This window comes from Billgrantia aerodenitrificans, from assembly GCF_021404405.1.
In the GTDB taxonomy this organism is placed as follows: domain Bacteria; phylum Pseudomonadota; class Gammaproteobacteria; order Pseudomonadales; family Halomonadaceae; genus Halomonas; species Halomonas aerodenitrificans.
The window spans coordinates 226794-252289 of record NZ_JABFTV010000003.1 but is presented as its reverse complement, the minus strand read 5'-3'; the positions used below and the strand labels follow the sequence as shown (position 1 = coordinate 252289).

The following is a 25496-nucleotide window of genomic DNA, read 5'->3' as shown; positions in this document are numbered from 1 at the left end:
CCTCGAAGGTGGCGGCGGAGGATGGTGCGTAGTGTAACGCTACCGGGGCCGGGCTTCACGGGCCGCGACGGCGTGCCGCTCAGCGACCGAGCAGCTCGGCCAGCTGGTGGGCGTGAGCCTTCACTTCGCGTATGGCCCGCTCGGTGTCGAGATCGTCCATTGCCACCACGCCCACGCAGGCCTCCACCCCGGGGCGGAACTGCGGCGTGGCCACGGGGCTGGCCACTCCCACTGCGCCGAGTTGCAGCTGGCCGCGGGTCAGGCTGTAGCCGTCGCTACGGGCCTGACGCACCGCCTCGCTGTCGTCTGCGCGCGGCGGGCGTCCGGCCAGAATGGCGATACCCGCCGCCCCCAGCGACAGCGGATGGCGGCTGCCGACCCGGTAGCCCACCCGCAGCAGCCCCTCGTCGGGCTCCGCCACCAGGATCACCACGCACTCCTCGCCCTGGGCCACCGAGACGAAAGCGGTGGCCCGGGTGGCCTTGGCCAGCGCCTGCAGCAGCGGCTGGGCCACCGCGCGCAGCTGCGGCTCGAAGCGTGCCGCCAGCAGGGAAATACCCGCCCCCAGGCGCAGCGGACCCTCGGCGGAGCGTGCCACCAGCCCGTGCTGTTCCAGGGTGGTGACGATGCGATAGGCGATGGCGCGATGCACGTCGAGCCGCTCGGCCAGCTCGGCAACGCTGATGCCCTCGGCGTGCTCGGCGACGATCTCGAGCGCGCGCAGGCCGCGATCCAGGGTTTGCAACGTAGTGGCCATCGAACGACGTTCCTTGGTGGTTGGTGGCAGAGCATGGTAGCGCAGCCGGCGGGGATTGACGCCCCCACACAAACTGCCTATGTTCCTTCATGTGTTCGTTAAACGATATCAAGTGTGCGATAAAAGTAAATAATGAATGGCAAAGCGCCACCATGCATGCCAGCAATGACTTCGAACACAGCAATGACTTCGAACGACTCGGACGACAGCCTGGGGAGGCCTGATGACATCAGCAACACAGCGGACCACCAACGGTGCAGGCGGCTGCCCCTTCCACGCCGCCGCTGAATCGCCGATGGCGCCCAACGGCTGCCCCGTGTCAGCGCAGGCGGCGGCCTTCGATCCCTTCGACTCGCCCTACCAGCTCGATCCCGCCGAGGCGCTGCGCTGGTCCCGCGAGCAGGAGCCGGTGTTCTACAGCCCCAGGCTCGGCTATTGGGTGGTGAGCCGCTATGCCGACATCAAGACGATCTTCCGCGACAACCTCACCTTCTCGCCGTCGATCGCGCTGGAGAAGATCACCCCGGCCAGCCGCGAGGCCCAGGCGGTGCTGGAGCGCTACGACTACGGCATGAACCGTACCCTGGTGAACGAGGACGAGCCGGCCCACATGGCGCGGCGCCGCGAGCTGCTGGAGGCCTTCACTCCCGAGGCGCTGGAAGCCCATGCGCCGATGGTGCGCCGTCTGGTGCGCGAGAAGCTCGATGCCATCGTCGAGCGCGGCCGCGCCGACCTGGTGGCCGAGATGTTCTGGGAAGTGCCGCTCACCGTGGCGCTGCACTTCCTCGGCGTGCCCGAGGAGGACATGGAGCAGCTGCGCCGCTTCTCGGTGGCCCATACGCTCAACACCTGGGGTCGACCCTCGCCGGAGCAGCAGGTCGAGGTGGCCGAGGGGGTCGGCAAGTTCTGGCAGTACTCCGGGCAGGTGCTCAAGAAGATGCAGGACCAGCCGCATGGCCACGGCTGGATGTACGATATGATCGAGAAGAACCGGCAGAAGCCGGATGTCGTCACCGACAACTACCTGCACTCGATGATGATGGCGATCATCGTCGCCGCCCACGAGACCACGGCGCTGGCCACCGCCAATGCCTTCCGCCAGCTGCTCTCGCGCCCCGCGGTGTGGGCCGAGCTGTGCGCCAACCCCGAGCTGATCCCCGCCGCGGCCGAGGAGTGCCTGCGCCACTCCGGCTCGGTGGTGGCCTGGCGGCGCATCGCCACCCGCGAGGTGGAAGTGGGCGGCGTGACCATCCCCGAGGGCGGCAAGATCTTGATGGTCACGGCCTCGGGCAACCACGACCCGGCCCACTTCGAGAACCCCGACGAGCTCGACATCTACCGCGACAACGCCGTCGACCACCTCACTTTCGGCTACGGCAGCCACCAGTGCATGGGCAAGAACCTGGGACGCATGGAGATGCGTATCTTCCTCGAGGAGTTCACCCGCCGCCTGCCGCACCTGGAGCTCGAGGAGCAGGAGTTCACCTTTCTGCCCAATACCTCCTTCCGTGGCCCCGAGGCACTGTGGGTGCGCTGGGACCCGGCGCAGAATCCGGAGCGCCGCGACCCCGCGGTGCGCAGCGCCCAGCGCGACTTCCCGGTAGGGGCGCCGGAGGCGCGCACCATCGTGCGGCGCGTCCGCGTGGCCCGCGCCGAGCCCGAGGCCGAGGGGGTGCTCGGCGTGTCCCTGGTCGACCCCGCCGGGCGTGCTCTGCCCGCCTGGACACCGGGCTCACACCTCGACGTCGTGCTGCCCAGCGGCGAGTCACGCAAGTACTCGCTGTGTGGCCCGGCGACATCGGGTGACTGGCAGGTGGCCGTGCTGCGCGAGGAAGCCGGCCGTGGCGGCTCGCGCTGGGTCCACGACACGGTGCGAGAGGGTATCGAGCTGCGCGTGCGCGGACCGAAGAACCACTTCCGCCTCGACGAGACGGCCGACCGCTACGTGCTGATCGCCGGCGGCATCGGCATCACGCCGATCATCGCCATGGCCGACCGCCTCAAGCGGCTGGGGAAGTCCTTTGAACTGCACTATGCCGGCCGCTCGCGCTCCAGCATGGCCTTCGTCGAGCGGCTCGAGCGCGACCACGGCGAGGCACTGCGGCTCTATCCCAAGAATGAAGGTGCGCGGCTCGACCTCGCCTCGCTGCTTGCCGAGCCTGACGCAGGCACGCTGCTCTATGCCTGCGGCCCCGAGCGCCTGCTCGCGGCACTGGAGGCCGGCACCGCTCACTGGCCGGAAGGCAGCCTGCATGTGGAGCATTTCACCGCCGAAGGCGCGCTGCTGGATCCGCAGAACGAGCACGCCTTCGAAGTCGAGCTCGCCGACTCCGAGCTGGTGGTCGAGGTGGCGGCGGACCGCACCCTGCTGCAGACGCTGCGCGCCGCCGGTGTCGACGTGCCCAGCGACTGCGAAGAGGGGCTGTGTGGTTCCTGCCAGGTCGAAGTGATCGAGGGCGAGATCGATCATCGCGACAAGGTGCTCACCGCCGCCGAGCGTGCCGGCCAGGATCGGCTGATGAGCTGCTGCTCACGTGCCAAGGGCAAGAAACTGGTGCTGGCCCTCTAATCCCAACACAACCACAACACGCAAGACCTACGCCAACCCTGACAACCGGGACTCACGAGGAACGACAATGAAAATGCACAAGCTCGCGACACTGACCACGCTGACCGCGCTCTCCCTGGGAGTCTTCCACAGCGCCGCGGCCACCGAACTCACGGTGAGCACCTGGGCGGGCCCCAACCACGGGGTCAATACCATCGTCTGGCCGACCTGGGCCAGTTGGGTCGAGGAGGCCACCGAAGGGCGCGTGAGCGTTAACGTGGTACACGACATGGGCCCACCCAACGCCCAGATGGAGCTGATCGCCGATGGCGTGGCCGACGTCACCTGGCTGTTTCACGGCCTGATGCCGGGGCGCTTCGAGTTGACCAAGCTGCCCGAGCTGCCCACCTTCGAGGACTTCTCCTCGGAAGCCGCCTCGGTGGCCTACTGGCGCACGCACAATGAGTACTTCGCCGATGCCGGTGAGCATCGCGGGGTCGAAGTGATCGGCGTGGGCGTGCATGGCCCGGGTTCGATGTTCCTCAACCAGTCTATCGGCAGCCTCGACGATTTGCGTGGCAAGCGCGTGCGTATCGGCGGCGGCGTGATGGGCGATATCTCCAGTGCGCTGGCGCTGACGGGCGTGGCGCTGCCGCCAGCCAGCACCTATGAGGCGGCGACCCAGGGCGTCATCGATGGCGCCATGCTCACGCTCGAGGGCCTCAGGAGCTTCCGCCTGGCCGAGGTGCTGCCCTACACCGTACAGATGCCGGGTGGCTTCTATCGCGGCAGCTTCTCGCTGGTGATGAACCCCGATACCTGGGCCTCGCTCTCCGAAGAGGACCGTGAGGCGATCGAGAGCGTCTCCGGGGAGAAGCTCTCACGTCTGTTCGGCTACATGATGGACGTGGTCGACGTGCGCGGCATCGAGTTCGCCGAGCAGCGCGGCAACACCTTCGTCGAGCTGCCCGCCGAGGAGATCGAACGCTTCCAGCAGATGGCCGCCGACCTGCCCGGCGAGTGGATGGAAGCGGCCGGGGCCAAGGGCGTCGACGGCGAGGCCGCTCACACCTACTTCTTTGAGCAGCTCGATGCCGCCCAGGGCGAGGAGGGCCTTTCTGCCGAGGATGTCATTGATCCCGAGGCGTAAACCGCGCCCTATCACTCACGCTGACCCACGCTTGCGAGCACGGCCCCGGCCGTGCTCGCTGCGTTATGGGATGTCTGCCTTGAGTTTCAAATGAAACTATTTTGATCCCGGTCAATGCTGGCAGAAGGCCGGGGGCCGATACTGAGGCAAACGTACCCTTGGGGAGAAGCATCATGAGTAAGACACCGCACACCTCCTGGTGGAACCGCCTCTGCGAAGGCAGCTATCGCGCCTCCACAAGGCGACTGGTCCGTGAGATCGAGGCGGAATCTCCCGGCGTCTACAGCGAGATGTTGCAGGACCTCGACACCCCGCTGGAGCCCGTCTTCGAGCGTGAAGTGGCACGCCATCTGGACCGCGGCGGCTATCGCGCATTCGTACCGGCCGATACCCTGATGCCGGCCATGCTGCAGCGTTTCGGCCTCGAGCAGGCCAGCGTCGAACGCCACGTCAGCTATCCCAGCCTGCGCGGCAACTGCAATGCCTGCCCGGTGGCCGGTTACTGCTGGGGTGCCATGCGCCGCGACGCCGGGTCTGACGAGTGCCGCGCCTTCTGCCCCAACGCGGCAGCCTTCGAGAGGCTGGCCGACTGCGCTTCTTGATTCCTGTCAGACATTGGCAACCCCGGCATGCCGTGGTGAGCTGCGTTCAGCTTCGCCGACACAGCGCCACCAGCCGTGCCTTGGAGGGCACGCCGAGCTTGGCATAGGCACGCTTGCGGTAGGTCTCGGCGGTAGAGAGGGCGATGTCGAGTTCGGCGGCGGCGGTCTTGAGGGTATGGCCGCGCAGCAGATACAGGCAGAGTTGGCGCTCGCGCTCGGAAAGCGGGGCTAGCACGGCAGTCTCCTCGGCGCTGGGGCGTTGTGAGATGGGACGAGCCTGGGCGTAGTGGCGACGCATCAGACTGGCCAGCAGCGGTGCCAGGGCGTCCAGCCGCGCCAGGTCGTGGGGTGCGAAGGGGCCGGCCTCGCTGCCACGGTAGAGGTTGAGATAATAGACGCTCCGCTCGCCGGGGAAGGTCAGCGAGACCTTGTCGACCAGGTCGGGAAAGGCGAACAGGTGGCTGCGATAGGCTTCTGGCATGGCGTCGGCCTGCATCGGCGTCACTTCGGCGTCGGTTTTTTCGCTGGTCATCAACTGGCGCAGGCGCTGGTAGTTGGGGTCCTGGCGGAACAGGCCGCCGGTGTAGAGCTCCGCCAAGCGACCAGCCATCCGCGGCGTGCGCTGGTTGGCGGCCAGCAGACAGTCGACCTCGTCGCGACCGTCAAAGGCGAACACCATGCACTGCTCGATACCCACCGCCTGACGCAGCAACGCCAGTAGCGCCTCGTCGAAGCCTGCCTCGCCCAGCTGTGCCACGCACTCGGCCATGGCCGGCATCAGCCCCGGCCAATCGATGGCTTGCTCGCGGCTGGTTTCGCGCATTCGTTGCTGCCTCTCGTTGCGTGGTGTCCCGGCTTTTGCGGGACACGCCAGGTTGCTACCAAGTAGAGAGTAATGCTCCCTGTGCCAAGGCTGAACTGCTTGCGAAACCCTTCTGAATTCCGGGTAGACTGGCCTCCCGTCTTCTGGTGAAGGTGTTGCTGTGCTGCCCCTGCTTGCTGAGCGTGTCGCCCGACACCTCGAGAAATCCTCCCGCACCCCCAAGTACCTCTGTCTGCGCGATGCCCTGGTCGAGCTGATCGAGGAAGGCAAGCTTGCCGAGGGGAGCCGCCTGCCCACCGAGCAGGAGCTGGCTGCGGCCTTGCCGGTCAGCCTGGGCACGGTGCAGAAGGCGTTGCGCGATCTGGTGGAGAGCGGTGAGCTCTATCGCCGGCGCCGGCTGGGCACCTTCGTGGCCGGCGGCGAGCAGCGCCGCCGCATTACCACGCCCGCTTTCACCTTCCTGCGGCCCGAGGGCGCTCCGGTCAGGATGGTGCTGATTCGCCTGCTTCGGCGTGAGGTGCTGCAACGGCATGGTGCCTGGGTGGAGGTGCTGGGCGACTGTGCGGGCGGCTATCTGCATCTGGTGCGTCAGGACCGCATCGACGGAGCCTTCGACTGCTACACCGAGATCTATCTGCGTGGCGATGTGGCCGGCGAGCTTGCGACCCTGCCCACCGAGGCCCTGGAACATGAGAGCGTGCTGCCGCTGCTGATGGCTCAGGGGCACTCACCGAGCACGGCTGAGAACCGCATCAGCCATATCCGGCTGCCCAAGTCGGTGGCTCGCGCCATCGCACCGGAGCTGGCCGAGGCCCCACCCCCCGGGCTACGTCTGGAGACTCGCTACCAGGACGAAACGGGGCGGGTACTGGCGTGGCAGGTAATGTACATCCCCCCCAGCGATTACCGGCTCACCCTGACCACTCAGCTGAAACCGCTGGATACCTGAAGAGCGCGCAGCGGGTCCCGATTGGTGGTGAAGACTCTGGCTGCTCTGGCGAATACTATATAGTATTGACAGGTCAGGCGGTATGGCTATACTCATTGCGACGGATCAAATAATAAATCGTGTTTCATATTTGAATTGATGCACGAGAGACCCTACGACAATGAGGACCATCCCATGAGTTGGACCACCGTCTGCACGACCGATCAGGTTCAGGAGGACTTCCCCTTCTCCGCCAAGCTGGGCGACAAGGAAATCGGCGTCTATCTGCTGGATGGCGAGTACTACGCCCTCGAGGACGTCTGCCCCCACGCCTACGCTCTGCTGTCTCAAGGCTTCGTCGAAGACGGCCAGGTGGAGTGCCCGCTTCACGAGGCGGTCTTCGACATCCGTACCGGCAAATGCCTGCGCGAACCCGCCGACCGCGACCTGCACGTCTACCCGGTACGCATCATCGACCACACCATTCAGCTGCAAGTCGTCGAGGAGGCTTGAATCCATGTCCGCAACTCTCGAACACAACCCCGAACTCAAGACCTGGGCCCGCATCATCCCTGCTACCGAGCCCGGGCAAGGGCGCATCGAGCGCCCCGGCGGCTTCGACAACCGGGTCTGGCAGAACCGTCAGCGCGCCCCGGAGCCCTTCGAACTGGCCCTGGTGGCCGATCTGGAAGCGGTCTTCGAGACCGGTGCCGAGCAGCTGAGCGATGTTATCGCCGGGCTCAACGCTCGCCATAGTCAGGACCGTCACGGACAACCCTGGAGCGAAGCGAGCTTCCTCCAGGAGATGGCGGTTCTGGGCCAGTAAGGCCTGCTCGCATGAACGAACAACGATGAGGTCGAGAGAGATGACGACAGCAGCTTCCGTAGACGCTCGCGTGCAGGACTATCTGGACACCGGCCTGCGCTCCCTGTGGTATCCCGTGCTGGCCAGTTGGGAGGTGGGCAGCAATCCCGTGGGCATCACCCGGCTGGGCGAAAATCTGGCCCTGTGGCGTGATCACGACGGTATGGTGCACGCCATCGAAGACCGCTGCCCGCATCGCGGCGCCCGCCTCTCCAAGGGCTGGAATCTGGGCGACCGCTTGGCCTGCTGGTATCACGGGGTCGAGGTAAATGGAGAGGGCACGGTTTGCGACGTACCGGCGATCGGCAACAGCCCCATGGTGGGTACCGCCTGTGTGCGCCATTACCCGGTGCAGGAGGCCCAGGGCGCCATCTTCGTCTTCTTCGGCACCACTCCCGACGAAGCACCGCCGGCCCTCGAGCTGCCCGAGCAGCTTACCGATGAGGCCAGCTATGGCCACTTCCTGTGCACCGCCACCTGGAAGTGCAATTACCAGTATGCGGTGGACAACGTCATGGACCCCATGCACGGCACGTACCTGCATGCGGATTCCCACTCCATGGCCGAAGGCGACCGGCAAGCGGAGATGGTGTTGGAGCCCACCCAGACCGGTTTCATCTTCAAGAAGACCGGCCAGGCCGGGGTCAATTTCGATTGGGTGGAGTACGGCAACAGCGGTGCACTCTGGCTGCGCCTGTCGATTCCCTATCAGAAGCGTTTCGGGCCCGGTGGTCCGTTCTGGATCGTCGGCATGGTGGTGCCTGAGGATCAGGACAACTGCCGTGTCTTCTTCTGGCGGGTGCGCAAGGTGGACGGCTGGCAGCGCCAGGTGTGGCGCTTCTTCTACCGCACCAAGCTCGAGGGGCTGCACTGGGACGTGCTCGAGCAGGATCGCATCATTCTCGAGAATCTGGCTCCCGATGCCCGCCACCACGAGAACCTCTACCAGCACGATGTCGGTCTCTCGCGGCTGCGCCGGGTGATGTTGAAGATGGCCAAGACGCAGTTGGCCAAGCGCCAGGAGGCGGCCTGAAATGGCCACTCATGGTCTGGCCGGCAAGCGGCTGATGATCACCGGGGCTGCCCGCGGTCTGGGTCGTAGCATCGCCGAGGCGGCGGCTGCCGAAGGGGCTCGCCTGGTGATCAGCGACATCCTCGAGGCAGAGCTGGAGCAGACCGCTGCGGCGCTGCGTGATACCGGTACCGAGGTGGAGGCACTGGTCATCGATCAGGGCGATGCCACTTCCATCGAGGCGGGGATGGCTCGGGTCGCCAAGGGAGGTGCCCTCGATGGTCTGGTCAACAACGCTGCCATAGCCACCAATGTGGGGGGCAAGACGCTGGACGAGTACGACCCCGCCCTGTGGGACCGGGTAATGGCGGTCAACGTGCGCGGCGTGTGGCAGATGACTCGAGCGGCCTTGCCGCTTCTCGAGCGCTCACGCCGCGGCAAGGTGGTCAACGTGGCCTCCGACACCGCTCTGTGGGGCGCTCCTCGACTGATGGCCTATGTGGCCAGCAAAGGGGCCGTGATCGCGATGACCCGGGCCATGGCGCGTGAGCTGGGCGAACGTGGCGTTTGCGTCAACGTCATCGCACCGGGCCTGACCCGCGGTGAGGCCACCGAGTACGTGCCCAAGGAGCGTTACGCCCACTATGCGGCAGGTCGTGCCCTCAAGGAGGAGCAGCAGCCAGAGGATGTCGATGGCACCGTGCTCTACCTGCTCTCGGACTGGTCGAACTTCGTCACCGGTCAACTGATCCCGGTCAACGGCGGTTTTGTCTTCAACTAGGGGGAGTCATCATGTCCAGCGAGGAGATCTCCCATATTGTGGTGATCGGCGGTGGTCAGGCCGGCGGTTATGCCTGCAAGGCGCTGCGCAGCGAAGGCTATAGCGGACGCCTGACGGTAGTGGCCGACGAACCCCACGACTTCTACGAACGACCGCCGCTGTCCAAGGGGGTGGTCACCGGAGGTGAGCCGCTGCCGCGGCTCTTCTCCGAGGAGAGCCTGGCCGCCATGGCGATCGAGTGGCAACGCCCCAAGCGGGCCACGGCCATCGACCGTCAGGCCCGTGAAGTGCTGCTCAGCGACGACCAGCGTCTGCCCTATGACCGCTTGCTGATCGCCACCGGCAGCCGGCCACGACTGCCGGTGCCCGAGTGGGGCGAAATCCCCGGGGTCATGACGCTGCGCTCCTGGGAGGACGCCCAGCGGCTCAAGGCCAGGCTCGAGACGAGTCGCCGCCTGGGAGTGATCGGTGGTGGGTGGATCGGTCTGGAGGTCGCCTCAAGCGCCCGCAAGCTGGGTCTCGAGGTGGTGGTCTTCGAGCGTCAGCAGCGGCTCTGCGAGCGCAGTGTGGGTGCCGAGGTTTCGACCGGTCTGGCCGAGCTGCATCACGGCCATGGTGTCGACTTGCAGCTGGGTTGCCAGCAGCTGGCGCTATTCGAGCAGACCGATGGCCGGGTGGCGATAGAGGCCGACGGCAACGCCTTCGAGCCGTTCGATCTGGTAGTGGTGGGCACCGGGGTGAGCTTCAATCTGGAGCTGGCACGGGAGGCCGGTCTGGCCATCGAGCAGGGCATCGTGGTGGATGCCGGCGGTCGTACCTCCGACCCCTATATCTTCGCCGCCGGTGATGTGGCCCAGCACCCTCAGCTGGGGCTCTGTTTGCAGTCTTGGTCCTATGCCCAGAATCAGGCACGGGTGGTCGCTGAGACGATGCTGGGCCTGGAAGCTCACTACGACGAGCCCGCCTGGCTGTGGTCCGATCAGCACGGCGTGAATATTCAGATCCTCGGCGTTCCGCGCCCCGGGCTGCAGGCAGTGGTTCGCCACGAGCAGCAGGGGCCGGTGTTCTGTTATCTGGACGAGGCGAGCCGGCTGGTGCAGATGGTGGCCTTCGACCAGCCCCGGGCGATCAAGCTGGGCAAGCGCTGGATCGCTACCCAGCGGGCGTTGGAGCCGGCTCAGCTGGCCGATCCCGCCTTCAACCTGATGACGCTGCGTTGAGGCAGGGGCGATGCCCGGCATCGCCCCTTCGTGGTCAAGCTGCGGGGCTTCACTAGCGTAACCTCGGGGTCTGCAGCCCGCTTGGAGCCGCTCATGCTGTTTCCATCCCGCTACTCTTCCCTGGTGGTCTCGGTACTGATGACCACCTACATGGCAGGCCTGATGACGCTGGCCATAACCTTGGTCAATACCGGTTTCGACAGCGGCTTTCTCGTGCGCTGGGCCAAGGCCTTCCTGATTTCATGGCCCATCGCTTTCTCCCTCATCACCATTGGTCGACCGCTGGTGCTGCGCCTGGCCGAGAAGTTGATTCGTCACTGAAGATTGCGGCCGTCTCCACGGCATCCGGCTTTGTCGCTCACGGATGGCCCAAGCCTCTTCTTGCCGCAGAAAGGAGGAGTGAACGTTGGACTCACGTTGGGTTTGACAAACTGAAAAGGTGGGCCTAGAGTCTAGATATCAAATAATAAACTCTGTTTCATATGTTAAAACAGCAAGAGCCAAGAGTCGGGTGGGGTATGACAAAACTAACGATAGGTATCTGTGGTGGTGGCGTCGGTGGCCTGTGTGCCGCCATCGCGTTGCGCGAGGCCGGCCATGAGGCGATCGTCTTCGAGCAGGCCCGGCAATTTCTACGTATCGGGGCTGACGTCAATCTGACGCCCAACGCGGTGCGGGCCCTTGACCGGCTGGGCGTGGGCGACGTCCTGCGCGAGACGGCAGCGCGCCCCACGCATCGCCTGAGTCGGACCTGGGACAGCGGTGAAGTCACCTCGAAGCTGCCCATGAGCGATGCCGCCGAGGCCCGCTATGGCGCGCCCCAACTGACCATTCACCGCGGCGATCTGCTCAAGGCCCTGGAAGCGAAGCTGCCGGAAGCGGCAATTCGCCTGGGCAGCAAGGTGGCCCGTGTGGAAGCCGAGGGGAAGCGCCCTGTCATTCATTTCGAGGACGGTAGCCAGGAGAGCGTCGACGTGGTGATCGGTGCCGATGGCATTCATTCCGCAGTGCGACGCTCGCTGTTCGGCGAGGACCGCCCCGAGTTCACCGGCCTGGTCTCCTACCGGGCGGTGGTGCCGCGCTCGGCGGTACCCGAGGTGGAGAACCTCGATGCCTTCACCAAATGGTGGGGTGCCACTGCCGACAGCCAGGTGGTGGTCTTCCCCCTGACCCGCGGCGAGGAGGTTTTCATCTTCGCCACCACGCCCCAGGAAGGTTGGCGTGAGGAGTCCTGGACCCTGCCCGGCGATGTCGAGGAGCTGCGCGAGGTCTACAAGGGCTTCCATCCCGACGTCCGTGCGCTGCTGGCCGCCTGCGATAGCGTCACCAAGTCGGCGCTCTACGTACGTGAGCCCATGACGCAGTGGTCCCAGGGACAAGTGACCATCCTCGGCGATGCCGCCCACCCCATGGTGCCTTTCATGGCCCAAGGGGCCTGTATGGCCATCGAGGATGCCGTGGTGCTGTCGCGCTGCTTGGCCGACGCCGATCCCGAGCGGATACCGGTGGCCCTGACCCGCTACGAAAATGCCCGCAAGGAGCGTACCGCCAAGGTGCAGCGCGGCTCCCGTGCCAACGACTGGCTGAAGGGCGAAGGCAATGCCGACTGGGTCTACGGCTACGATGCCTGGGGCGTAGCCCTGGACTGACCCTTCCTTCGCCATCAATGATCTCCATCACAACCACAAGAGCTTAACAGCCATGAAAACCTTTACCCTGACGAAGCTTGCCGCTGGCCTGATGCTGGCCGGTCTCTCTCTCTCCGTTGCTGCCGATGAAGTTCGCTTCAACGTGGTGACTTTCACTCCCAAGACCGCGGCGGTCTCCGCCGGCTTCGAGAAGTTCATCGCCGCGGTCAACGAGGAATTCGAGGGGCGGCTCTTCCTTGACTGGCGCGGTGGCCCCGAAGTGATGCCGCCATTCCGTCTGGCCGATGCGGTGCGCAACAACTCCATCGACATGGCGCTGCTCAGCCCCAGCTACTATTCCGGGCTGGTACCGTCTTCCACCACCTCCAACCTGTCGTTCAAGAACTACGAAGAGATTCTCGAGAGCGGCTTCTATGACCGCATGACTGAGATCCACGCCGAGCGCGGCCTCAACTATTTGGGTGAGATTCCCGCCTCCGACGTGCAGTTCTTCCTGTTCTTCAAGAACCGTATCGATGGCCTGGATGATCTGCGCGGCAAGCGCATCCGGGTCTTCCCCACCGGCCTGCCGTTTATCGAGGCACTGGGTGCCAATGGCCTGGTACTGCCCATCGGGGAGATCTATACCGCCATTGAGCGCGGCGCCATCGACGGTTTCATGCAGGGCAACCTCGGCTGGGCCGAGCAGTACGAAGACGTGGTCAACTATTACCTCACCCCGTCCTTCTACCGTGCCGGCTTCAGCATCCTGGTCAGCGACCGCGCCCTGGGGCGCCTTTCCGATGATCTGCGTGAAGAGCTGTCCGATTACGTGCGCCATACCCTTGGCCCCGAGCTTGATCGCAGTTGGGGCGATGTCATCGCCGCCGGTTATGCCGAGGTGGAAGCTGCCGGCTTCGAGGAGATCGCTCTGGAGAGCGAAGAAGCCGACCGCTATCTGCAACTGGCCATCGACACCGCCTGGGAGCATATGGCAGGCCAGATCGGTAACGATGAGCTGACCGCCGAACTGCGGGCCATGCTGGTCGACTGAACCGTTCTCCATGGTAGTGCGCCCCGGGGCCGGGGCGCATCGAGCCTCTCCCCTCCGGACGATACGCCATGCAACGGTCATATCCCCAAGACAAGCCGTATCCAACGCACTTCCTTACTCTCAGGTGGTTCGATATGCGCCAACCACATTCTCTCGGCAAGTCCCTGCTTATCCTTCTGATGCGGGGCCTGAGCCGCCTGAACTTCCTGCTGGCGGTCATCAGCGCAGTGGTGCTGGTGGCTGCTACCGGCGCCGTCTTCGCCGAGATCATGTCGCGCCTGTTGTTCGGCAAGTCGTTGCTCTGGGTGGTGGAGCTAAGTGGCTATGCGCTGCTCTACATGACCTTCCTCGGGGCGCCCTACCTGCTGGAGAAGAACCGCCATGTGGCCATCGACATCGTCACCGAGAACCTGCACCCGCGCTGGCGGGTACCGCTCGGGTGCGCGATGTCGCTGTTGGGTGCAGCGGTCTGCTTCTACGCGACTTGGTACGGACTGGCAGTGACGCTCGACCAGTATCAGTTCGGTACCCGCGAGACCACCGTTCTGGCGCCCCACAGTTATCTGCTCACCTGGGTCTTTCCGCTCGGCATGTTCCTGGTCGCCATTCAGTTCGTGGCCCAGGCGCTGGCCTGCCTGAAGCGCTGACCTCGCCCCACTCTGGAGATAGTTATGGAATGGTGGCTGACGCTATCGCTCATTCTCGGTGCCCTGCTGACGTTGATGATGCTGGGCTTGCCGGTGGCCTTTTCCTTCTTGGCGGTCAACCTGGTGGGGGCCTATCTGTTTCTCGGCGGCACTTCGGGTATAGAACAGCTGGTGATCAATACCACCGATGCGCTGACCAGCTTCACCCTGGTCCCCATCGCCATGTTCATGATCATGGGTGAAGTGATGTTTCGCTCCGGCATCGCCAACGACCTGATGGATACCCTTGACAAGTGGTTCGGTCGGCTGCGCGGTCGGCTGGCCTACATGGCGGTGGGTGGCGGCGTGCTCTTCTCCACCCTCACCGGCAACAGCATGGGTTCCATCGCGCTGCTGGGCTCTAGCCTGACCCCGGAAATGGAAAAGCGCGGCTACAAGAAGGCCATGTCACTGGGACCCATCATTGGCTCTGCGGGGCTGGCCATCATGATTCCACCCAGCGCGCTGGCGGTGGTCTTGGGCGTGGTGGCGGAGATATCGATCGGCCGACTGCTGATCGCCATCATCGTTCCCGGGCTGCTGATGGCAGTGCTCTATGCTGTCTATATCTGGGCGCGCTGCACCCTCCAGCCCGACGTGGCGCCCTCCTTCGACGTGGCGCCTACGCCTCTCAAGGCCAAGGTCACCGCGGGTATCCGTAATATCTTGCCCATCGGGTTCATCGTCTTTGCCGTGGTCGGGGTGATCTTCCTCGGCCTGGCCACGCCCACCGAGGCAGCCGCCTCCGGGGCGGTGGCCACCATCCTGCTGGCCCTGTTCAAGCGCCGCCTGACGGTGGATAACTTCTCCCGCTCGATGTTCGAGAGCGCCAACATCTCGGTGATGGTACTGCTGATCGTTGCCGGCGCGGTGGCTTTCAGCCAACTGCTGGCCTTTACCGGTACCACCTTCGGGTTGATGGATGCGGTGATGAACCTGCCGGTCAACGACCACATGATCGTGCTGGCCATGGTCTTCACCGTGGTGCTGCTCGGCATGTTCATGGGGCCGCTGCCGATCATGCTGATTACGCTGCCGATCTTCGTGCCGGTAGTGGATCAACTCGGCTTCGACACAATCTGGTTCGCAGTGCTCTTCCTGCTCGCCATCGAGACCGGCTCCACCTCGCCTCCGCTGGGCGCGGCGCTGTTCGTGATGAAGGCGGTGGCGCCGGAGGGCACCACCATGGGCAGCATCTACAAGGCCGCCATTCCCTTCCTGATTTGCGACTTCCTGGCAATCGGCATCATCTTCGCCTTCCCGCAGATCGTCACCGGGCCGGTGAGCTGGATGTTCGGCTAAATGCCCAGGAGAGGAATTGTCATGCGACGTCCCAATTTCGTGCTCTTCATCACCGACCAGCAGCGTGCCGACCATCTAGGCTGCTACGGTAACCCGACGCTGCGAACGCCGCATCTCGACGCCCTGTCGTCACGTGGGGTGCACTTCACCCGCTTCCACGTGGCCACGCCAATATGCCAGCCCAACCGGGCGGCGCTGGTCACCGGGCAGATGCCTTCGGTCAACGGGGTGCGCCAGAACGGCATCCCCCTGGGGCTCGACAGCCTCACCTTCGCCGAGGTGCTGCGTCAGGCCGGTTACCGTACCGGTTATGTCGGCAAGGCTCACTTCCAGAACGTCACGGACATCCCGGCGCCGCCCCGTACCCTGGGAGGAGTGGGCGAGGCACCGCCGGCGGAAACGACCCTGGCTCGACGCCACCAGCGCGAAGGACCCGACTATGGCTGGGAGGTGCGTCGCCGCTGGGTTGAGCAGCCCGGCCTATCTCTCCCGACGCCCTACTATGGCTTCGAGCACGTGCGGTTGTGTATCGGCCATGGTGATCTGGTGGACGGTCACTACACCGCCTGGCTTCGCGAGCGACATCCTGACCCAGCGTCGCTGCGAGGGCCTGCCAATGCTCTGCCGTCTAGCGTTACGGCGCCCCAGTGCTGGCGCACGGCAGTGCCCGAGGCGCTCTATCCGACCACATACGTGAAAGTGCAGGCTTGCGACTTCCTGGCCGCGCAGGACGCCCAGACCCCCTTCGTGCTGGTGGTCTCCTTTCCCGACCCCCATCACCCCTTTACCCCGCCGGGGCGTTACTGGTCCTTGTACGACCCCGACGAAGTCGAGCTGCCGAATTCCTTCCATCATCCGGTGAAGGCGATACGAGGCATCCCCGCTCCGGCCCTGGAGGCTTATCGCTGGGGCAGTGAGGATCCCGAGAGCCACTGGCCTTTCGCGGTGAGCGAGCGCCAGGCGCGGGAGATCATCGCCCTGAACTACGGCAGCATCAGCATGGTCGACGATGCCGTGGGTGAGGTGCTGGCCGCTCTGGCGGCACAGGGCCTCGCCGACGACACCGTGGTGGCCTTCACTTCCGATCACGGCGATTACATGGGCGATCACGGCTACATGCTGAAGATGGGCCTTCACTTTCAGAGCGTGCTGCGGGTGCCGTTGATCTGGCACGACCCACAGGATGCGAAGAGGCGGGGTGTCTCCACGCGTCTGGGCAGTGCCATCGATCTGGCGCCGACGTTGCTGCAGCGGGCTGGTTTGCGTGTCCCGATCGGCATGCAAGGCCAGGACCTGTTCGGCACGATGCCGGCGGCGGACGTTCTGGTGGAAGACCCCGGCATTCAGGTATTTCGCGATAGCGAGGCGTGTTCCAGCATCGTCAGCCTAGTCACCGAGCGCTGGCGGCTGAGCCTCTTCGAGGGGCATGAGGGTGGCGAGCTCTACGATCTCGAGACCGATCCCGACGAACTCGACAACCGTTGGGACGACCCGGTTTGCCGCGAGACCAGACTCGAGTTGCAGCATCGCCTGGGACAACGGCTCGTTGCCCTGCGCGACCGCAGCCTGGTGGCGACCGCACGCGCTTGAATGGTGCCGGACTCATCGCATTTTCCTTACTTTTTAATTATTAAATATCAGTAAGTTAGGTTTGTTTCTTCAGAGAGAAATAGGTCCTTGACAAGCTCTGGAGGAGTGCCTATCTTGATCGTATCAAATAAGAAATCTAGTTTCATATATTAAAAGAGAAGCATTGCTCTCCCAGGGTCGAGCCCTGACAATCGCGATGGAATGCTGATGGGCATAGGCAGGGGTATGCTGAAGCCTGGAACGACCCACACCGGAGAGGACGCCCTATGAATGACAAAGATGCACGTAAATATCTGATTCCCGGCCTGGAGCGCGGCCTGACCATCTTGATGGAGCTGAGCCGTAGCCATCGCGAGATGAGCTTCGCCGAGATCGCCAAGCGAGTGGACATTCCCAAGGCCACTGCCTACCGGGCGATCCAGACCCTCGAGTACATGGGGTTTCTGCGGCGTCATCCCACCACGGGGCTCTACTCCCTGGGGGTCAACGTGTTGCGTTTGGGTTTCGAGTACGTCGCCTCCCTGGACGTAGTCCAGGTGGGCCAGCCGGTGATCGAGTCGCTGCGCGATGCCACCGGCTGCTCTAGCCATATCGCCATTCGCGATGGCCAGGACGTCATCTATGTGGCCAGGGTCAGTGCCGCCAACGCCACCATTCGACGCGTCAGCGTCGGCACCCGACTGCCGGTGCACCGTACCTCCCTGGGGCGCATGCTGCTGACCGGCCTGAGCCGAGCGGAGTTCGAGGAGCTCTATCCCGACGAGGCGTTGCCCGATACCCAACCGGGGGCACCGGCCAGCCGGGAGGCATTGTGGAGACTGGTTCAGGAGGATCGTAGCCGTGGCTATGTGATCGCCGAATCCTTCTTCCAGCTTGGCATCTCCTCCATCGTGTACCCCATCTACAACGCCGATGGGGATATCGATGCGGTAGTGAGCATCATGGTGCCGGTGCATGAGATCCCGGCCGATGAGCGTGAACGGTTACGCAGTTCGGTGGAGGGCGCGGCAGAGACGATCTCCGGGCTGCTTGGCTACCGCAGCACCACCGAGCGCCAGGGCACCTAGCCCTGGTTAAAGCCGGCACTGCCGGCAGGCATGCCCCCGCCTTTCTGTGTGGGCCCAGCAGCAGACAACGGCGTCCCGTAGACGCAGGAGTGAGACATGAGCATCGTTGGTATCGAAGCCCTGGATTTCGGCGTCGAGGATCTGGAGGTCGGCAAGCGGTTCGTGACCGATTTCGGATTGTCGCAGGTGAGCGATACGGCTTTTGAAACCCTCAATGGCGCACGCCTGAACCTGGCGCCGATTGACGACCCTGCGCTGCCGCCGGCCTTCGAGTCGGGATCGACCCTGCGCCGCATGACCTGGGGAGCCGCCGACTCTGCGGCCTTGGAGGCACTGAAGACACGGCTCGCCGACCAGCCCGGCTTCGTGGATCGCGGCGATCATATCGAGTGTCAGGATCCCAATGGAATGACAGTGGCCATCCGCGTCGACTCCCTGCGTGAGGTCGAGCTCGACGTTACCCCGATCAACCAGTACGGCGACATGCGCCGTGTCGACCAACCGAGTCCGGTCTACGAGCGGGCGACCCCGGTTGGCATCGGTCATGCGGTGTTCTTCGTCGACGATCTCGAGGCCACTGAGGCGTTCTACCGTGACAGGTTGGGCTTCGCCGTCTCCGATCGCTACACCGACCGTGCCGTCTTTCTGCGTATGCAGGCCCGCGGCGGGCATCACAATCTCTTCCTGCTCAAGCTGCCCCACCGTGGCGCCGGCCTCAATCATGTGGCCTTCACCGTGCGCGACATTCACGAGGTGATCGGCGGCGGTCTGGCCATGAACCGCAAGCAGTGGAGCACGTTCCTGGGGCCGGGGCGGCACCCGATCTCCTCGGCCTATTTCTGGTACGTCAATAGCCCCCTGGGTGGAGCCTTCGAGTACTACACCAATGAGGACTACCTCACCGAAGCTTGGGAGCCGCGTGAGATGCAGCACTCGCTGGAATCTTTCACCGAGTGGGCCGTGGAAGGTGGAATCGATGCCGAGACTCGTCGGCAAAAGAAAGCCGAGGCATGACCCGGGGCGATAAAACATCGCCTGAACGATCGCCAAGAGGAAAACAGAGATAATAAAGTCTGAGATAAACGCGACGACACCTCCCGTTTAACGAGTTCGTTTAAGCGAGTTCGATACCGAAGGAAAAGTGCCCACGAGATGCCCAAAACCGGCGTCCAGGGATCGCCTTGTCTCGATTTGCCCAGAAAGCGCAGTTTAAAGCGCTTGTGATGCAGCTGGAATGCGACCAAGAAGAGAGGAAATCACGATGAACGTCATGCTGGAAACATGGAAAAAGCCTGAAGGCACCACTTTCGAAGAGTGGATGCAGACGCGTATTGCGCGTTTCAAAGGGCGCAAGTACGACTGGGATGCACTGAAGTTCCAGGCCGATTACGACCCCAAGTATCGCCGTGCCCAGATGCGCTATATCGGCACCGGTGCCACCGGGGTCAAGGATGATACCAATACCATTCCCGCCGAGCACTTTACCTTCTCGACCATGGTATTGCCCGCCAAGTGCGAAGGGCCTCTACACGTGCACGACGACGTGGAAGAAGTCTTCTTCGTGCTCAAGGGCACCATCACTCTCTTTCTCAAGGATGGCGACGACTATATGGAAACCGTGCTCGAGGAGCGCGATGTGATTTCCATTCCGCCGCGCATCTACCGGGGCTTGTTCAATCATGGTGAGGAAGAGGCGCTGATGTGCGTGATGCTGGGTACGCACAAGCCGCAGATCCCCACCTACCCGGAGGATCATCCTCTGTCCAAGGTCAAACGCAACTAAGGAGGTCGGCCGTGGATGCCAAACGCCTGCAGTTGGACGGCGCTGTGCAGTGCTACCTGGAGCGGAGCCATGGGGCGTCGGGCAAGGCCCCGACGCTGGTGCTGCTGCACGGTATCAGCTCCGGCGCCGGCTCCTGGGCGAAGCTCGCCGAGCAGCTGCCTGGCTATCGTCTGCTGGCCTGGGATGCCCCGGGCTATGGCGACAGCCAGCCCCTGGCGGGTGAGGCTCCCACCGCTGCCGACTATGCCGCACGCCTGGAAACCTGGCTGGCAGCGCTTGGCATCGAGCGTTGCGTGCTGGTGGGTCACTCCCTGGGCGCCATGATGGCCTCCGCCTACCTGGCTGCCCATCCGGGGCGCTTGGCCGGGGTGGTGCTGGCCGATCCGGCCCAGGGCTACGGCGATGCCGAGGCGGCCAAGCGCGACGAGGTCTATCGCAGCCGCTGGACCCAGCTTGAGGCTCAGGGCCATGCCGCCTACGCCCGGGCCAGGGCGCCGCGGCTGCTGCGCGAGGGCGCCGACACGACGGACATCGCCCGGGTCGAGGCGGAGATGCAAAAGCTCCATGTGGCGGGCTTCGCCCAGGCCGGCTGGATGCTTGCCAATGACACCCTGGCCCGCTACCTGCCGGCGACACCGGAGGTACCGACCCTGGTGGTATGTGGCGACGAGGATCGTATCACTCCGCCCGAGGATGCCCACGCCCTGGCCGTCCGCTTGGGGGCGCCCTATGGCGGCATCCCGCGGGCCGGTCACGCCAGCTATATCGACGCCCCCGAGGCCTTCGCCCGGGCCCTGGACGACTTCTCTCGCTCGTTGCTCGGCGCCGCCGACGCGTCAGAGACCCCTTAGGAGATTGCCATGAGCTTTCTGATCGAACGACGTGTCGCCGTCGTCACCGGCGGTTCCTCGGGCATCGGCCTGGAGACCGTGCGCCTGCTGCTGGCCGAAGGGGCACGGGTGGCCTTCTGCGGTCGCAATGGCGAGCGCCTGGCCGCCGCCGAGGCTGAGCTGCGAGAAGCGTTTCCCGCAGCCGAGCTGCTGACCAAAGCGTGCGACGTGCTCGACGAGGCTTCCTGCGCTGACTTCGCCGTCGCGGTGGCCGAGCGCTTCGGTGGCGCCGACATGCTCATCGCCAACGCTGGTCAGGGCTACGTGGCGCACTACGACGACACCCCCCGAGAGGCCTGGCTGGCCGAAGCCAACCTCAAGCTGTTCGGGGTGATCAATCCGCTGAACGCATTCCGTACCCAGCTCGCCGCCTCCGATATCGGCTCGCTGACCTGCGTCAACTCCTTGCTGGCGCTGCAGCCGGAGCCCCACATGATCGCCACCTCGGCGGCACGCGCGGCCCTGCTCAACATGACCCATTCGCTCGCCCACGAGCTGATCGACGAGGGCATCCGGGTCAACTCCATTTTGCTCGGCATGGTGGAGTCGGGTCAGTGGCGGCGGCGCTTCGAGGCTCGCGACGACAAGTCGCTGGGCTGGGAGGAGTGGGTCGCCGGTATTGCCGTCAAGCGCGGCATACCGATGAAGCGCCTGGGGCGCCCCGAGGAGCCGGCCCGTGCGCTGGTGTTCCTGGCCTCGCCCATGGCTTCTTTCACCACCGGCGCCGCTCTGGATGTGTCCGGCGGCTTCAATCACCACCTCTGACCCCCGAGGACACCTCCGCAATGACGACCAAACGCTTGATGATCATCGGCTATGGGGCCATGGCCCAGGAAGTGCACCGCCTGCTGCCGGCGGGCCTGGAGCTGGCCTGGGTGGTGGTGCCCGAGTCCCAGGTGACCCTCACTCGCGAGCGGCTGGATGCAGGTGTCGAGGTGTTGACCTCGGTTGCCCAGTGCGAGGAGCGCCCCGAGCTGGTGGTGGAGTGCGCCGGCCAGCCAGGCCTCGCCGAGCACGGTGAAGCGGTGCTTGCCCGCGGCTTGACCCTGGCCATCGTGGCCACTGGTGCCTTGGCCGACGAGGGGCTCTACGGCCGCCTGCGTCAGGCCGCCGAGGCGGGCAGCGGGCGCATGCTGGTGCTCTCCGGTGCCGTGGCAGGTATGGACGGCCTGGCCGCCGCCCGTGAGGGCGGGCTGGAGAGCGTCACCTATGAGGCCTGCAAGGCACCGCGCAGTTGGAAAGGCAGCCACGCCGAGCAACTGGTGGACCTCGACGCCCTCCGCGAGGCGACGGTCTTCTACGAGGGTACTGCCGGCGAGGCGGCGCGCCTCTTCCCGGCCAACGCAAACGTGGCGGCGACCATCGCCCTGGCCGGCATCGGCATGCAGGCCACTACCGTACGTCTCACCGCCGACCCGGCGGCGACCCGCAATACCCACCGTATCCACGTCAAGGGGCGCTTCGGCGAGTTTCGCATCGAGCTCAACGGCCGCCCCCTGGAACACAACCCCAAGACTTCGATGCTCGCCGCCCTGTCGGTGGTTCGCGCCTGTCGCCAGGTGCTGGACCCGGTGACGGTGTGAGTGAAAGGAGCAAGACGATGACGCAACCGATCTTCATTGCCGGTGAGTGGCGTGTCGGCCGCGGCGACCCCCTGGCCTCGATCTTTCCCGCCGACGGCTCGGTGAACGCCCGGCTCAAGGCTGCCAGCCTGGAGGATGTGGAAGAGGCCATCGAGGCGGCCGACGCTGCCTGGCGCCGCCCCGAATGGCGCGACCTGGTGCCTCACCAGCGGGCCACCATCCTCTACCGGGTTAGCCAACTGATCGAGTCGCGTCTCGAAGAGCTGGCGGCCCTGCAGACTCGCGACAACGGCAAGCCCCTGGCCGAGACCCGTGCCCTGGTGACAAGCGCCGCCGGCACCGCCCGCTACTTCGCGGCGGCCTGCGAGACCCTGGAGGGCGAGCTGCCCACGCCGCGCAGCGCCGATCTGATGACGCTGAGTACCTATGAACCGCTCGGCGTGATCGCAGCGATAACCCCCTGGAATTCGCCCATCGCCAGTGAGATGCAGAAGGTCGCCCCGGCACTGGCCGCCGGCAACGCTGTGGTGCTCAAGCCCGCCGAGGCCACGCCGCTGATGGCGCTGAAGCTAGCCGAACTGTTCGAGGAAGCAGGCCTGCCAAAGGGGCTGCTCAGCGTGCTGCCGGGGCGTGGCAGCGTGATCGGAGAGGCCCTCGTGCGCCACCCCAAAGTGCGCAAGATCTCTTTCACCGGTGGCACGCGAACCGGTCGTCACTTGGCCCATATCGCCGCCGACAAGCTGATTGGCACCTCGCTGGAGCTGGGGGGCAAGTCGCCCACCATCGTCTGTGAGGACGCCGACCTGGAGGAGGCCGCCCAGGGCATCGCCTATGGCATCTTCAGCTCTGCCGGCCAGGCCTGCATCGCCGGCTCGCGGCTCTTCGTACCGCGTGGCCGCTACGACGAGGTGATGAGCCGCCTGCTCGAGATCACCCGCGGCTTGCGCGTGGGTCATCCCGAGGCTGTGGGCACCCATCTTGGGCCGCTGATCAACGAGGCCCACCGCGACAGCGTGGCCGCCTACGTCGACCAGGCCTGTGCCGAGGGGGGGCGGATACTGTGCGGTGGCGAGGCGCCACAGAATGCCGAGCTGGCTCGGGGCAGCTACTACCTGCCCACCATCATCGAGGGGTTACCTCATGACAGCGCGGTGTGTCAGGAGGAGATCTTCGGCCCGGTGCTGGTGGCACTGCCCTACGACGACGAGGAGCAATTGGTGGGACTGGCCAACGACAACGTCTTCGGTCTGGCCGCCGGTATCTGGACTGCCGACTACCGCCGCGCCCTGCGCCTGGCCGCGCGATTGGAGGCGGGCACGGTGTGGATCAACACCTACAAGAAGTTCGCCATCTCCACCCCCTTCGGTGGCTACAAGGAGAGCGGCCTGGGACGCGAGAAGGGCCGTCAGGGCATCCAGGCCTACATGCAGCAGAAGAGCCTCTATCTGGGGCTGGAAAGCGAGCCCATGAGCTGGGCCAACTGACGCCGCGCCGGCAATCACAACAAAGGAATTCACCATGAGTACCATTACCGTCGGCGAAGCGATCGCCCGTACCCTCGAAGCTTATGCGGTCTCCGCCGTCTATGGCGTCATTTCCATCCACAACCTGCCGATTGCCGACGCCATTGGCCGCCGCGACAAGATCCGCTTCGTGCCCGCCCGCGGCGAAGCCGGTTCGGTGACCATGGCCGATGCTCATACCCGGGTGGGCAGCCTGGGCGTGGCGCTGACCAGCACCGGAGCTGGCGCCGGCAACGCTATTGGTGCTCTGCTCGAGGCTCTCAACGCCGGCACGCCCATGCTTCACATCACCGGTCAGGTGGAGAAGGCCTACCTGGATCGGGATGCCGGTTTCATCCACGAGACCAAGGATCAGCTCACCTTCCTCAAGGCCAGTGGCAAGGCTGCCTACCGGGTCTGTACCCCCGAGCAGGCGGTGCCCCTGCTGCACCGTGCCATCCGCGAGGCGCTGACCCTGCCGCGGGGGCCGGTGAGCCTAGAGATTCCCATCGACATCCAGGCCGCTCAGGTAGCGTGGGTGGAAACCGCTCCGGTAGCGCCGCCCACCCCGGCGGCGGTGAGCGATGCTGAGATCGATGCCCTGGCCGCACGGGTCGAGGCAGCCAAGCGCCCCATGCTGTGGATCGGTGGCGGCACCCTGGAGGCGGGCAAGGCGGTGAAGCGCTTGGCGGATGCGGGCATCCCTGTGGTTTCCAGCACTCATGCCCGGGGAGTGCTGCCCGACGGTCACCCGCGCAGCCTGCGCGCCTTCCACAATGCTGCCTCGGTGGAGGCGCTGTTCGCCGAGAGTGACCTCATGATCGTTGCCGGCTCAAGGCTGCGCAGCAACGAGACCAAGACCTACTCAGTCGAACTGCCGCGCCCTCTGGTGCAGATCGATATCGATCCCGCCGCCGCCCATCGCAACTACCGGGCCGATGATTTCCTGTGCGGCGACTGTGCCGACGTGCTGAGCCGTCTCGCTGACCGCCTGGCGGGCCGCGAGCCGGACGCCACTTACGACACGACGGTGGTCAAGGCGGTGACCGAGGCCGAGCAGGCCCTGCGTGACCAGGTGGGCGAGTACGCCAAGCTCAGCGACGCGGTGCGTGCCGCCCTGCCCGAGGACGGCATCTTCGTACGTGACATCACTGTCTCCGGCAGCACCTGGGGCAGTCGGCTGCTGCCCATCCAGCGTCCGCTGACCAATATCCACTCCCTGGCGGGAGCCATCGGCCTGGGCCTGGCCCACGGCATCGGCTGCGCCGTGGCCCAGCCCCAGCGCAAGGTAGTCACTCTGGTCGGCGATGGCGGCCTGGCGCTGGGGCTCGGCGAGCTGGCAACCATGGCTCAGGAAAAGCTCGACATGACCTTGGTCGTGATGAACGACGGCGGCTACGGGGTGATGCGCGGCATCCAAGAGAAGTACTTCGAGGGGCGCCAGTACTACAACGAGCTGCACACCCCCGATTTTCAGCAGCTGGCCGATGCCATGGGCATCCGGCGCTGGAAGGTAAGCCACGGCGATGACTTCGGCGCGGTGCTGACCGAGGCGGTGGGTCATCCCGGCCCGGCATTGGTGGAGGTGGACATGCTCAGTGTCGGCGAACTCAAGTTCTCGGGACCGCCCCAGAAGAAGCTCTACTGACGACCTGATTCGTCTTGCCGTAACAGCGTGACGCCACTCACCGACCACTGGCTCGGTGGGTTGGGGAGATCGTGTCT

At 64.9% G+C, this 25496-nt stretch carries 25 protein-coding genes; 23 read left to right on the top strand and 2 right to left on the bottom strand.

The features are described from left to right. Nucleotides 1-79: 79 nt before the first annotated feature. Complete coding sequence (locus tag HOP59_RS07340) at nt 80-757, bottom strand: IclR family transcriptional regulator (RefSeq protein ID WP_086510655.1); 678 nt, start codon at nt 755-757, stop codon at nt 80-82. Nucleotides 758-980: 223 nt separating this feature from the next. Here HOP59_RS07340 and HOP59_RS07335 point away from each other — a divergent pair, with 223 nt between their 5' ends. From HOP59_RS07335 to HOP59_RS07325, 3 genes are all read left to right on the top strand, one after another. Then, nucleotides 981-3326, top strand: coding sequence for a cytochrome P450/oxidoreductase (locus HOP59_RS07335; protein WP_234253359.1), 2346 nt, complete (start codon nt 981-983; stop codon nt 3324-3326). A gap of 73 nt (nt 3327-3399) precedes the next feature. Beyond that, nucleotides 3400-4455, top strand: a complete 1056-nt coding sequence (locus HOP59_RS07330) for a TRAP transporter substrate-binding protein (protein WP_234253492.1) — start codon at nt 3400-3402, stop codon at nt 4453-4455. A 173-nt stretch (nt 4456-4628) separates the two neighbouring features. Continuing rightward, nucleotides 4629-5057, top strand: coding sequence for a hypothetical protein (locus tag HOP59_RS07325; RefSeq protein ID WP_234253358.1), 429 nt, complete (start codon nt 4629-4631; stop codon nt 5055-5057). A 46-nt stretch (nt 5058-5103) separates the two neighbouring features. On the opposite strand, the gene HOP59_RS07320 is transcribed toward HOP59_RS07325, so the two are convergent. After that, complete coding sequence (locus HOP59_RS07320) at nt 5104-5880, bottom strand: helix-turn-helix transcriptional regulator (protein ID WP_234253357.1); 777 nt, start codon at nt 5878-5880, stop codon at nt 5104-5106. Between the two features lie 160 nt (nt 5881-6040). Between HOP59_RS07320 and HOP59_RS07315 the strand changes: the two genes are divergently transcribed. The 20 genes from HOP59_RS07315 (at nt 6041) to HOP59_RS07220 (ending at nt 25419) form a co-directional block, all read left to right on the top strand. Then, nucleotides 6041-6829, top strand: coding sequence for a GntR family transcriptional regulator (locus HOP59_RS07315; protein WP_010626101.1), 789 nt, complete (start codon nt 6041-6043; stop codon nt 6827-6829). Between the two features lie 174 nt (nt 6830-7003). Beyond that, nucleotides 7004-7321 carry a non-heme iron oxygenase ferredoxin subunit gene (locus HOP59_RS07310; protein ID WP_010626102.1) on the top strand — a complete coding sequence of 106 codons (318 nt, stop codon included), beginning with the start codon at nt 7004-7006 and terminating at the stop codon, nt 7319-7321. A gap of 4 nt (nt 7322-7325) precedes the next feature. Further along, nucleotides 7326-7634, top strand: coding sequence for a recombinase-like helix-turn-helix domain-containing protein (locus HOP59_RS07305; RefSeq protein ID WP_010626103.1), 309 nt, complete (start codon nt 7326-7328; stop codon nt 7632-7634). A 40-nt stretch (nt 7635-7674) separates the two neighbouring features. Next, a complete protein-coding gene (locus HOP59_RS07300) occupies nt 7675-8706 on the top strand; it encodes an aromatic ring-hydroxylating oxygenase subunit alpha (protein WP_010626104.1) in 1032 nt (343 codons plus the stop codon). 1 nt (nt 8707) lies between these two features. Beyond that, complete coding sequence (locus HOP59_RS07295) at nt 8708-9466, top strand: SDR family oxidoreductase (protein WP_010626105.1); 759 nt, start codon at nt 8708-8710, stop codon at nt 9464-9466. Between the two features lie 11 nt (nt 9467-9477). Beyond that, nucleotides 9478-10686 carry an NAD(P)/FAD-dependent oxidoreductase gene (locus tag HOP59_RS07290; RefSeq protein ID WP_234253356.1) on the top strand — a complete coding sequence of 403 codons (1209 nt, stop codon included), beginning with the start codon at nt 9478-9480 and terminating at the stop codon, nt 10684-10686. Between the two features lie 93 nt (nt 10687-10779). Next, entirely contained in the window at nt 10780-11007 is a 228-nt protein-coding gene (locus tag HOP59_RS07285) for a DUF2798 domain-containing protein (protein ID WP_010626107.1), read from the top strand. 197 nt (nt 11008-11204) lie between these two features. Continuing rightward, entirely contained in the window at nt 11205-12335 is a 1131-nt protein-coding gene (locus HOP59_RS07280; protein WP_010626108.1) for an FAD-dependent monooxygenase, read from the top strand. A 52-nt stretch (nt 12336-12387) separates the two neighbouring features. Then, the gene (dctP, locus tag HOP59_RS07275; RefSeq protein ID WP_010626109.1) at nt 12388-13368 is read left to right on the top strand and encodes a TRAP transporter substrate-binding protein DctP; all 981 of its coding nucleotides are present in this window, start codon (nt 12388-12390) and stop codon (nt 13366-13368) included. Nucleotides 13369-13502: 134 nt separating this feature from the next. Next, nucleotides 13503-14015: a TRAP transporter small permease gene (locus HOP59_RS07270; RefSeq protein WP_010626110.1), complete on the top strand. Its 513-nt coding sequence runs from the start codon at nt 13503-13505 to the stop codon at nt 14013-14015. A 24-nt stretch (nt 14016-14039) separates the two neighbouring features. Beyond that, complete coding sequence (locus tag HOP59_RS07265; protein ID WP_010626111.1) at nt 14040-15356, top strand: TRAP transporter large permease; 1317 nt, start codon at nt 14040-14042, stop codon at nt 15354-15356. Between the two features lie 21 nt (nt 15357-15377). Continuing rightward, on the top strand, nt 15378-16946 hold the full coding sequence (locus HOP59_RS07260; protein ID WP_234253355.1) for a sulfatase family protein: 1569 nt from the start codon (nt 15378-15380) through the stop codon (nt 16944-16946). A 266-nt stretch (nt 16947-17212) separates the two neighbouring features. Then, nucleotides 17213-18013 (top strand): IclR family transcriptional regulator, encoded by an 801-nt coding sequence (locus HOP59_RS07255; RefSeq protein WP_010626113.1) that lies wholly within the window; start codon nt 17213-17215, stop codon nt 18011-18013. A 96-nt stretch (nt 18014-18109) separates the two neighbouring features. Continuing rightward, nucleotides 18110-19027: a VOC family protein gene (locus tag HOP59_RS07250; protein WP_010626114.1), complete on the top strand. Its 918-nt coding sequence runs from the start codon at nt 18110-18112 to the stop codon at nt 19025-19027. A 247-nt stretch (nt 19028-19274) separates the two neighbouring features. Next, a complete protein-coding gene (locus tag HOP59_RS07245) occupies nt 19275-19796 on the top strand; it encodes a cupin domain-containing protein (protein WP_010626115.1) in 522 nt (173 codons plus the stop codon). A gap of 11 nt (nt 19797-19807) precedes the next feature. Beyond that, nucleotides 19808-20647 (top strand): alpha/beta fold hydrolase, encoded by an 840-nt coding sequence (locus tag HOP59_RS07240; RefSeq protein WP_234253354.1) that lies wholly within the window; start codon nt 19808-19810, stop codon nt 20645-20647. Between the two features lie 9 nt (nt 20648-20656). Then, complete coding sequence (locus tag HOP59_RS07235) at nt 20657-21451, top strand: SDR family oxidoreductase (RefSeq protein WP_010626117.1); 795 nt, start codon at nt 20657-20659, stop codon at nt 21449-21451. A gap of 20 nt (nt 21452-21471) precedes the next feature. Further along, nucleotides 21472-22269 carry an aspartate dehydrogenase gene (locus tag HOP59_RS07230; protein WP_010626118.1) on the top strand — a complete coding sequence of 266 codons (798 nt, stop codon included), beginning with the start codon at nt 21472-21474 and terminating at the stop codon, nt 22267-22269. Nucleotides 22270-22286: 17 nt separating this feature from the next. Continuing rightward, nucleotides 22287-23753 carry an aldehyde dehydrogenase gene (locus tag HOP59_RS07225; protein WP_234253353.1) on the top strand — a complete coding sequence of 489 codons (1467 nt, stop codon included), beginning with the start codon at nt 22287-22289 and terminating at the stop codon, nt 23751-23753. A 34-nt stretch (nt 23754-23787) separates the two neighbouring features. Next, the gene (locus HOP59_RS07220; protein WP_234253352.1) at nt 23788-25419 is read left to right on the top strand and encodes a thiamine pyrophosphate-binding protein; all 1632 of its coding nucleotides are present in this window, start codon (nt 23788-23790) and stop codon (nt 25417-25419) included. The last annotated feature ends 77 nt before the right edge of the window (nt 25420-25496 follow it).

What these genes read in the sequence shown, in the direction of transcription:
- HOP59_RS07220 (WP_234253352.1), top strand. Translation starts at nt 23,788, where the DNA reads ATGAGTACCATTACCGTCGGCGAAGCGATCGCCCGTACCCTCGAAGCT.
- HOP59_RS07260 (WP_234253355.1), top strand. Translation starts at nt 15,378, where the DNA reads ATGCGACGTCCCAATTTCGTGCTCTTCATCACCGACCAGCAGCGTGCC.
- HOP59_RS07235 (WP_010626117.1), top strand. Translation starts at nt 20,657, where the DNA reads ATGAGCTTTCTGATCGAACGACGTGTCGCCGTCGTCACCGGCGGTTCC.
- HOP59_RS07280 (WP_010626108.1), top strand. Translation starts at nt 11,205, where the DNA reads ATGACAAAACTAACGATAGGTATCTGTGGTGGTGGCGTCGGTGGCCTG.
- HOP59_RS07320 (WP_234253357.1), bottom strand. Translation starts at nt 5,880, where the DNA reads ATGCGCGAAACCAGCCGCGAGCAAGCCATCGATTGGCCGGGGCTGATG.
- HOP59_RS07250 (WP_010626114.1), top strand. Translation starts at nt 18,110, where the DNA reads ATGAGCATCGTTGGTATCGAAGCCCTGGATTTCGGCGTCGAGGATCTG.
- HOP59_RS07305 (WP_010626103.1), top strand. Translation starts at nt 7,326, where the DNA reads ATGTCCGCAACTCTCGAACACAACCCCGAACTCAAGACCTGGGCCCGC.
- HOP59_RS07255 (WP_010626113.1), top strand. Translation starts at nt 17,213, where the DNA reads ATGAATGACAAAGATGCACGTAAATATCTGATTCCCGGCCTGGAGCGC.
- HOP59_RS07245 (WP_010626115.1), top strand. Translation starts at nt 19,275, where the DNA reads ATGAACGTCATGCTGGAAACATGGAAAAAGCCTGAAGGCACCACTTTC.
- HOP59_RS07225 (WP_234253353.1), top strand. Translation starts at nt 22,287, where the DNA reads ATGACGCAACCGATCTTCATTGCCGGTGAGTGGCGTGTCGGCCGCGGC.
- HOP59_RS07265 (WP_010626111.1), top strand. Translation starts at nt 14,040, where the DNA reads ATGGAATGGTGGCTGACGCTATCGCTCATTCTCGGTGCCCTGCTGACG.
- HOP59_RS07310 (WP_010626102.1), top strand. Translation starts at nt 7,004, where the DNA reads ATGAGTTGGACCACCGTCTGCACGACCGATCAGGTTCAGGAGGACTTC.
- HOP59_RS07325 (WP_234253358.1), top strand. Translation starts at nt 4,629, where the DNA reads ATGAGTAAGACACCGCACACCTCCTGGTGGAACCGCCTCTGCGAAGGC.
- HOP59_RS07270 (WP_010626110.1), top strand. Translation starts at nt 13,503, where the DNA reads ATGCGCCAACCACATTCTCTCGGCAAGTCCCTGCTTATCCTTCTGATG.
- HOP59_RS07335 (WP_234253359.1), top strand. Translation starts at nt 981, where the DNA reads ATGACATCAGCAACACAGCGGACCACCAACGGTGCAGGCGGCTGCCCC.
- HOP59_RS07295 (WP_010626105.1), top strand. Translation starts at nt 8,708, where the DNA reads ATGGCCACTCATGGTCTGGCCGGCAAGCGGCTGATGATCACCGGGGCT.
- HOP59_RS07285 (WP_010626107.1), top strand. Translation starts at nt 10,780, where the DNA reads ATGCTGTTTCCATCCCGCTACTCTTCCCTGGTGGTCTCGGTACTGATG.
- HOP59_RS07330 (WP_234253492.1), top strand. Translation starts at nt 3,400, where the DNA reads ATGCACAAGCTCGCGACACTGACCACGCTGACCGCGCTCTCCCTGGGA.
- HOP59_RS07230 (WP_010626118.1), top strand. Translation starts at nt 21,472, where the DNA reads ATGACGACCAAACGCTTGATGATCATCGGCTATGGGGCCATGGCCCAG.
- dctP (WP_010626109.1), top strand. Translation starts at nt 12,388, where the DNA reads ATGAAAACCTTTACCCTGACGAAGCTTGCCGCTGGCCTGATGCTGGCC.
- HOP59_RS07290 (WP_234253356.1), top strand. Translation starts at nt 9,478, where the DNA reads ATGTCCAGCGAGGAGATCTCCCATATTGTGGTGATCGGCGGTGGTCAG.
- HOP59_RS07340 (WP_086510655.1), bottom strand. Translation starts at nt 757, where the DNA reads ATGGCCACTACGTTGCAAACCCTGGATCGCGGCCTGCGCGCGCTCGAG.
- HOP59_RS07300 (WP_010626104.1), top strand. Translation starts at nt 7,675, where the DNA reads ATGACGACAGCAGCTTCCGTAGACGCTCGCGTGCAGGACTATCTGGAC.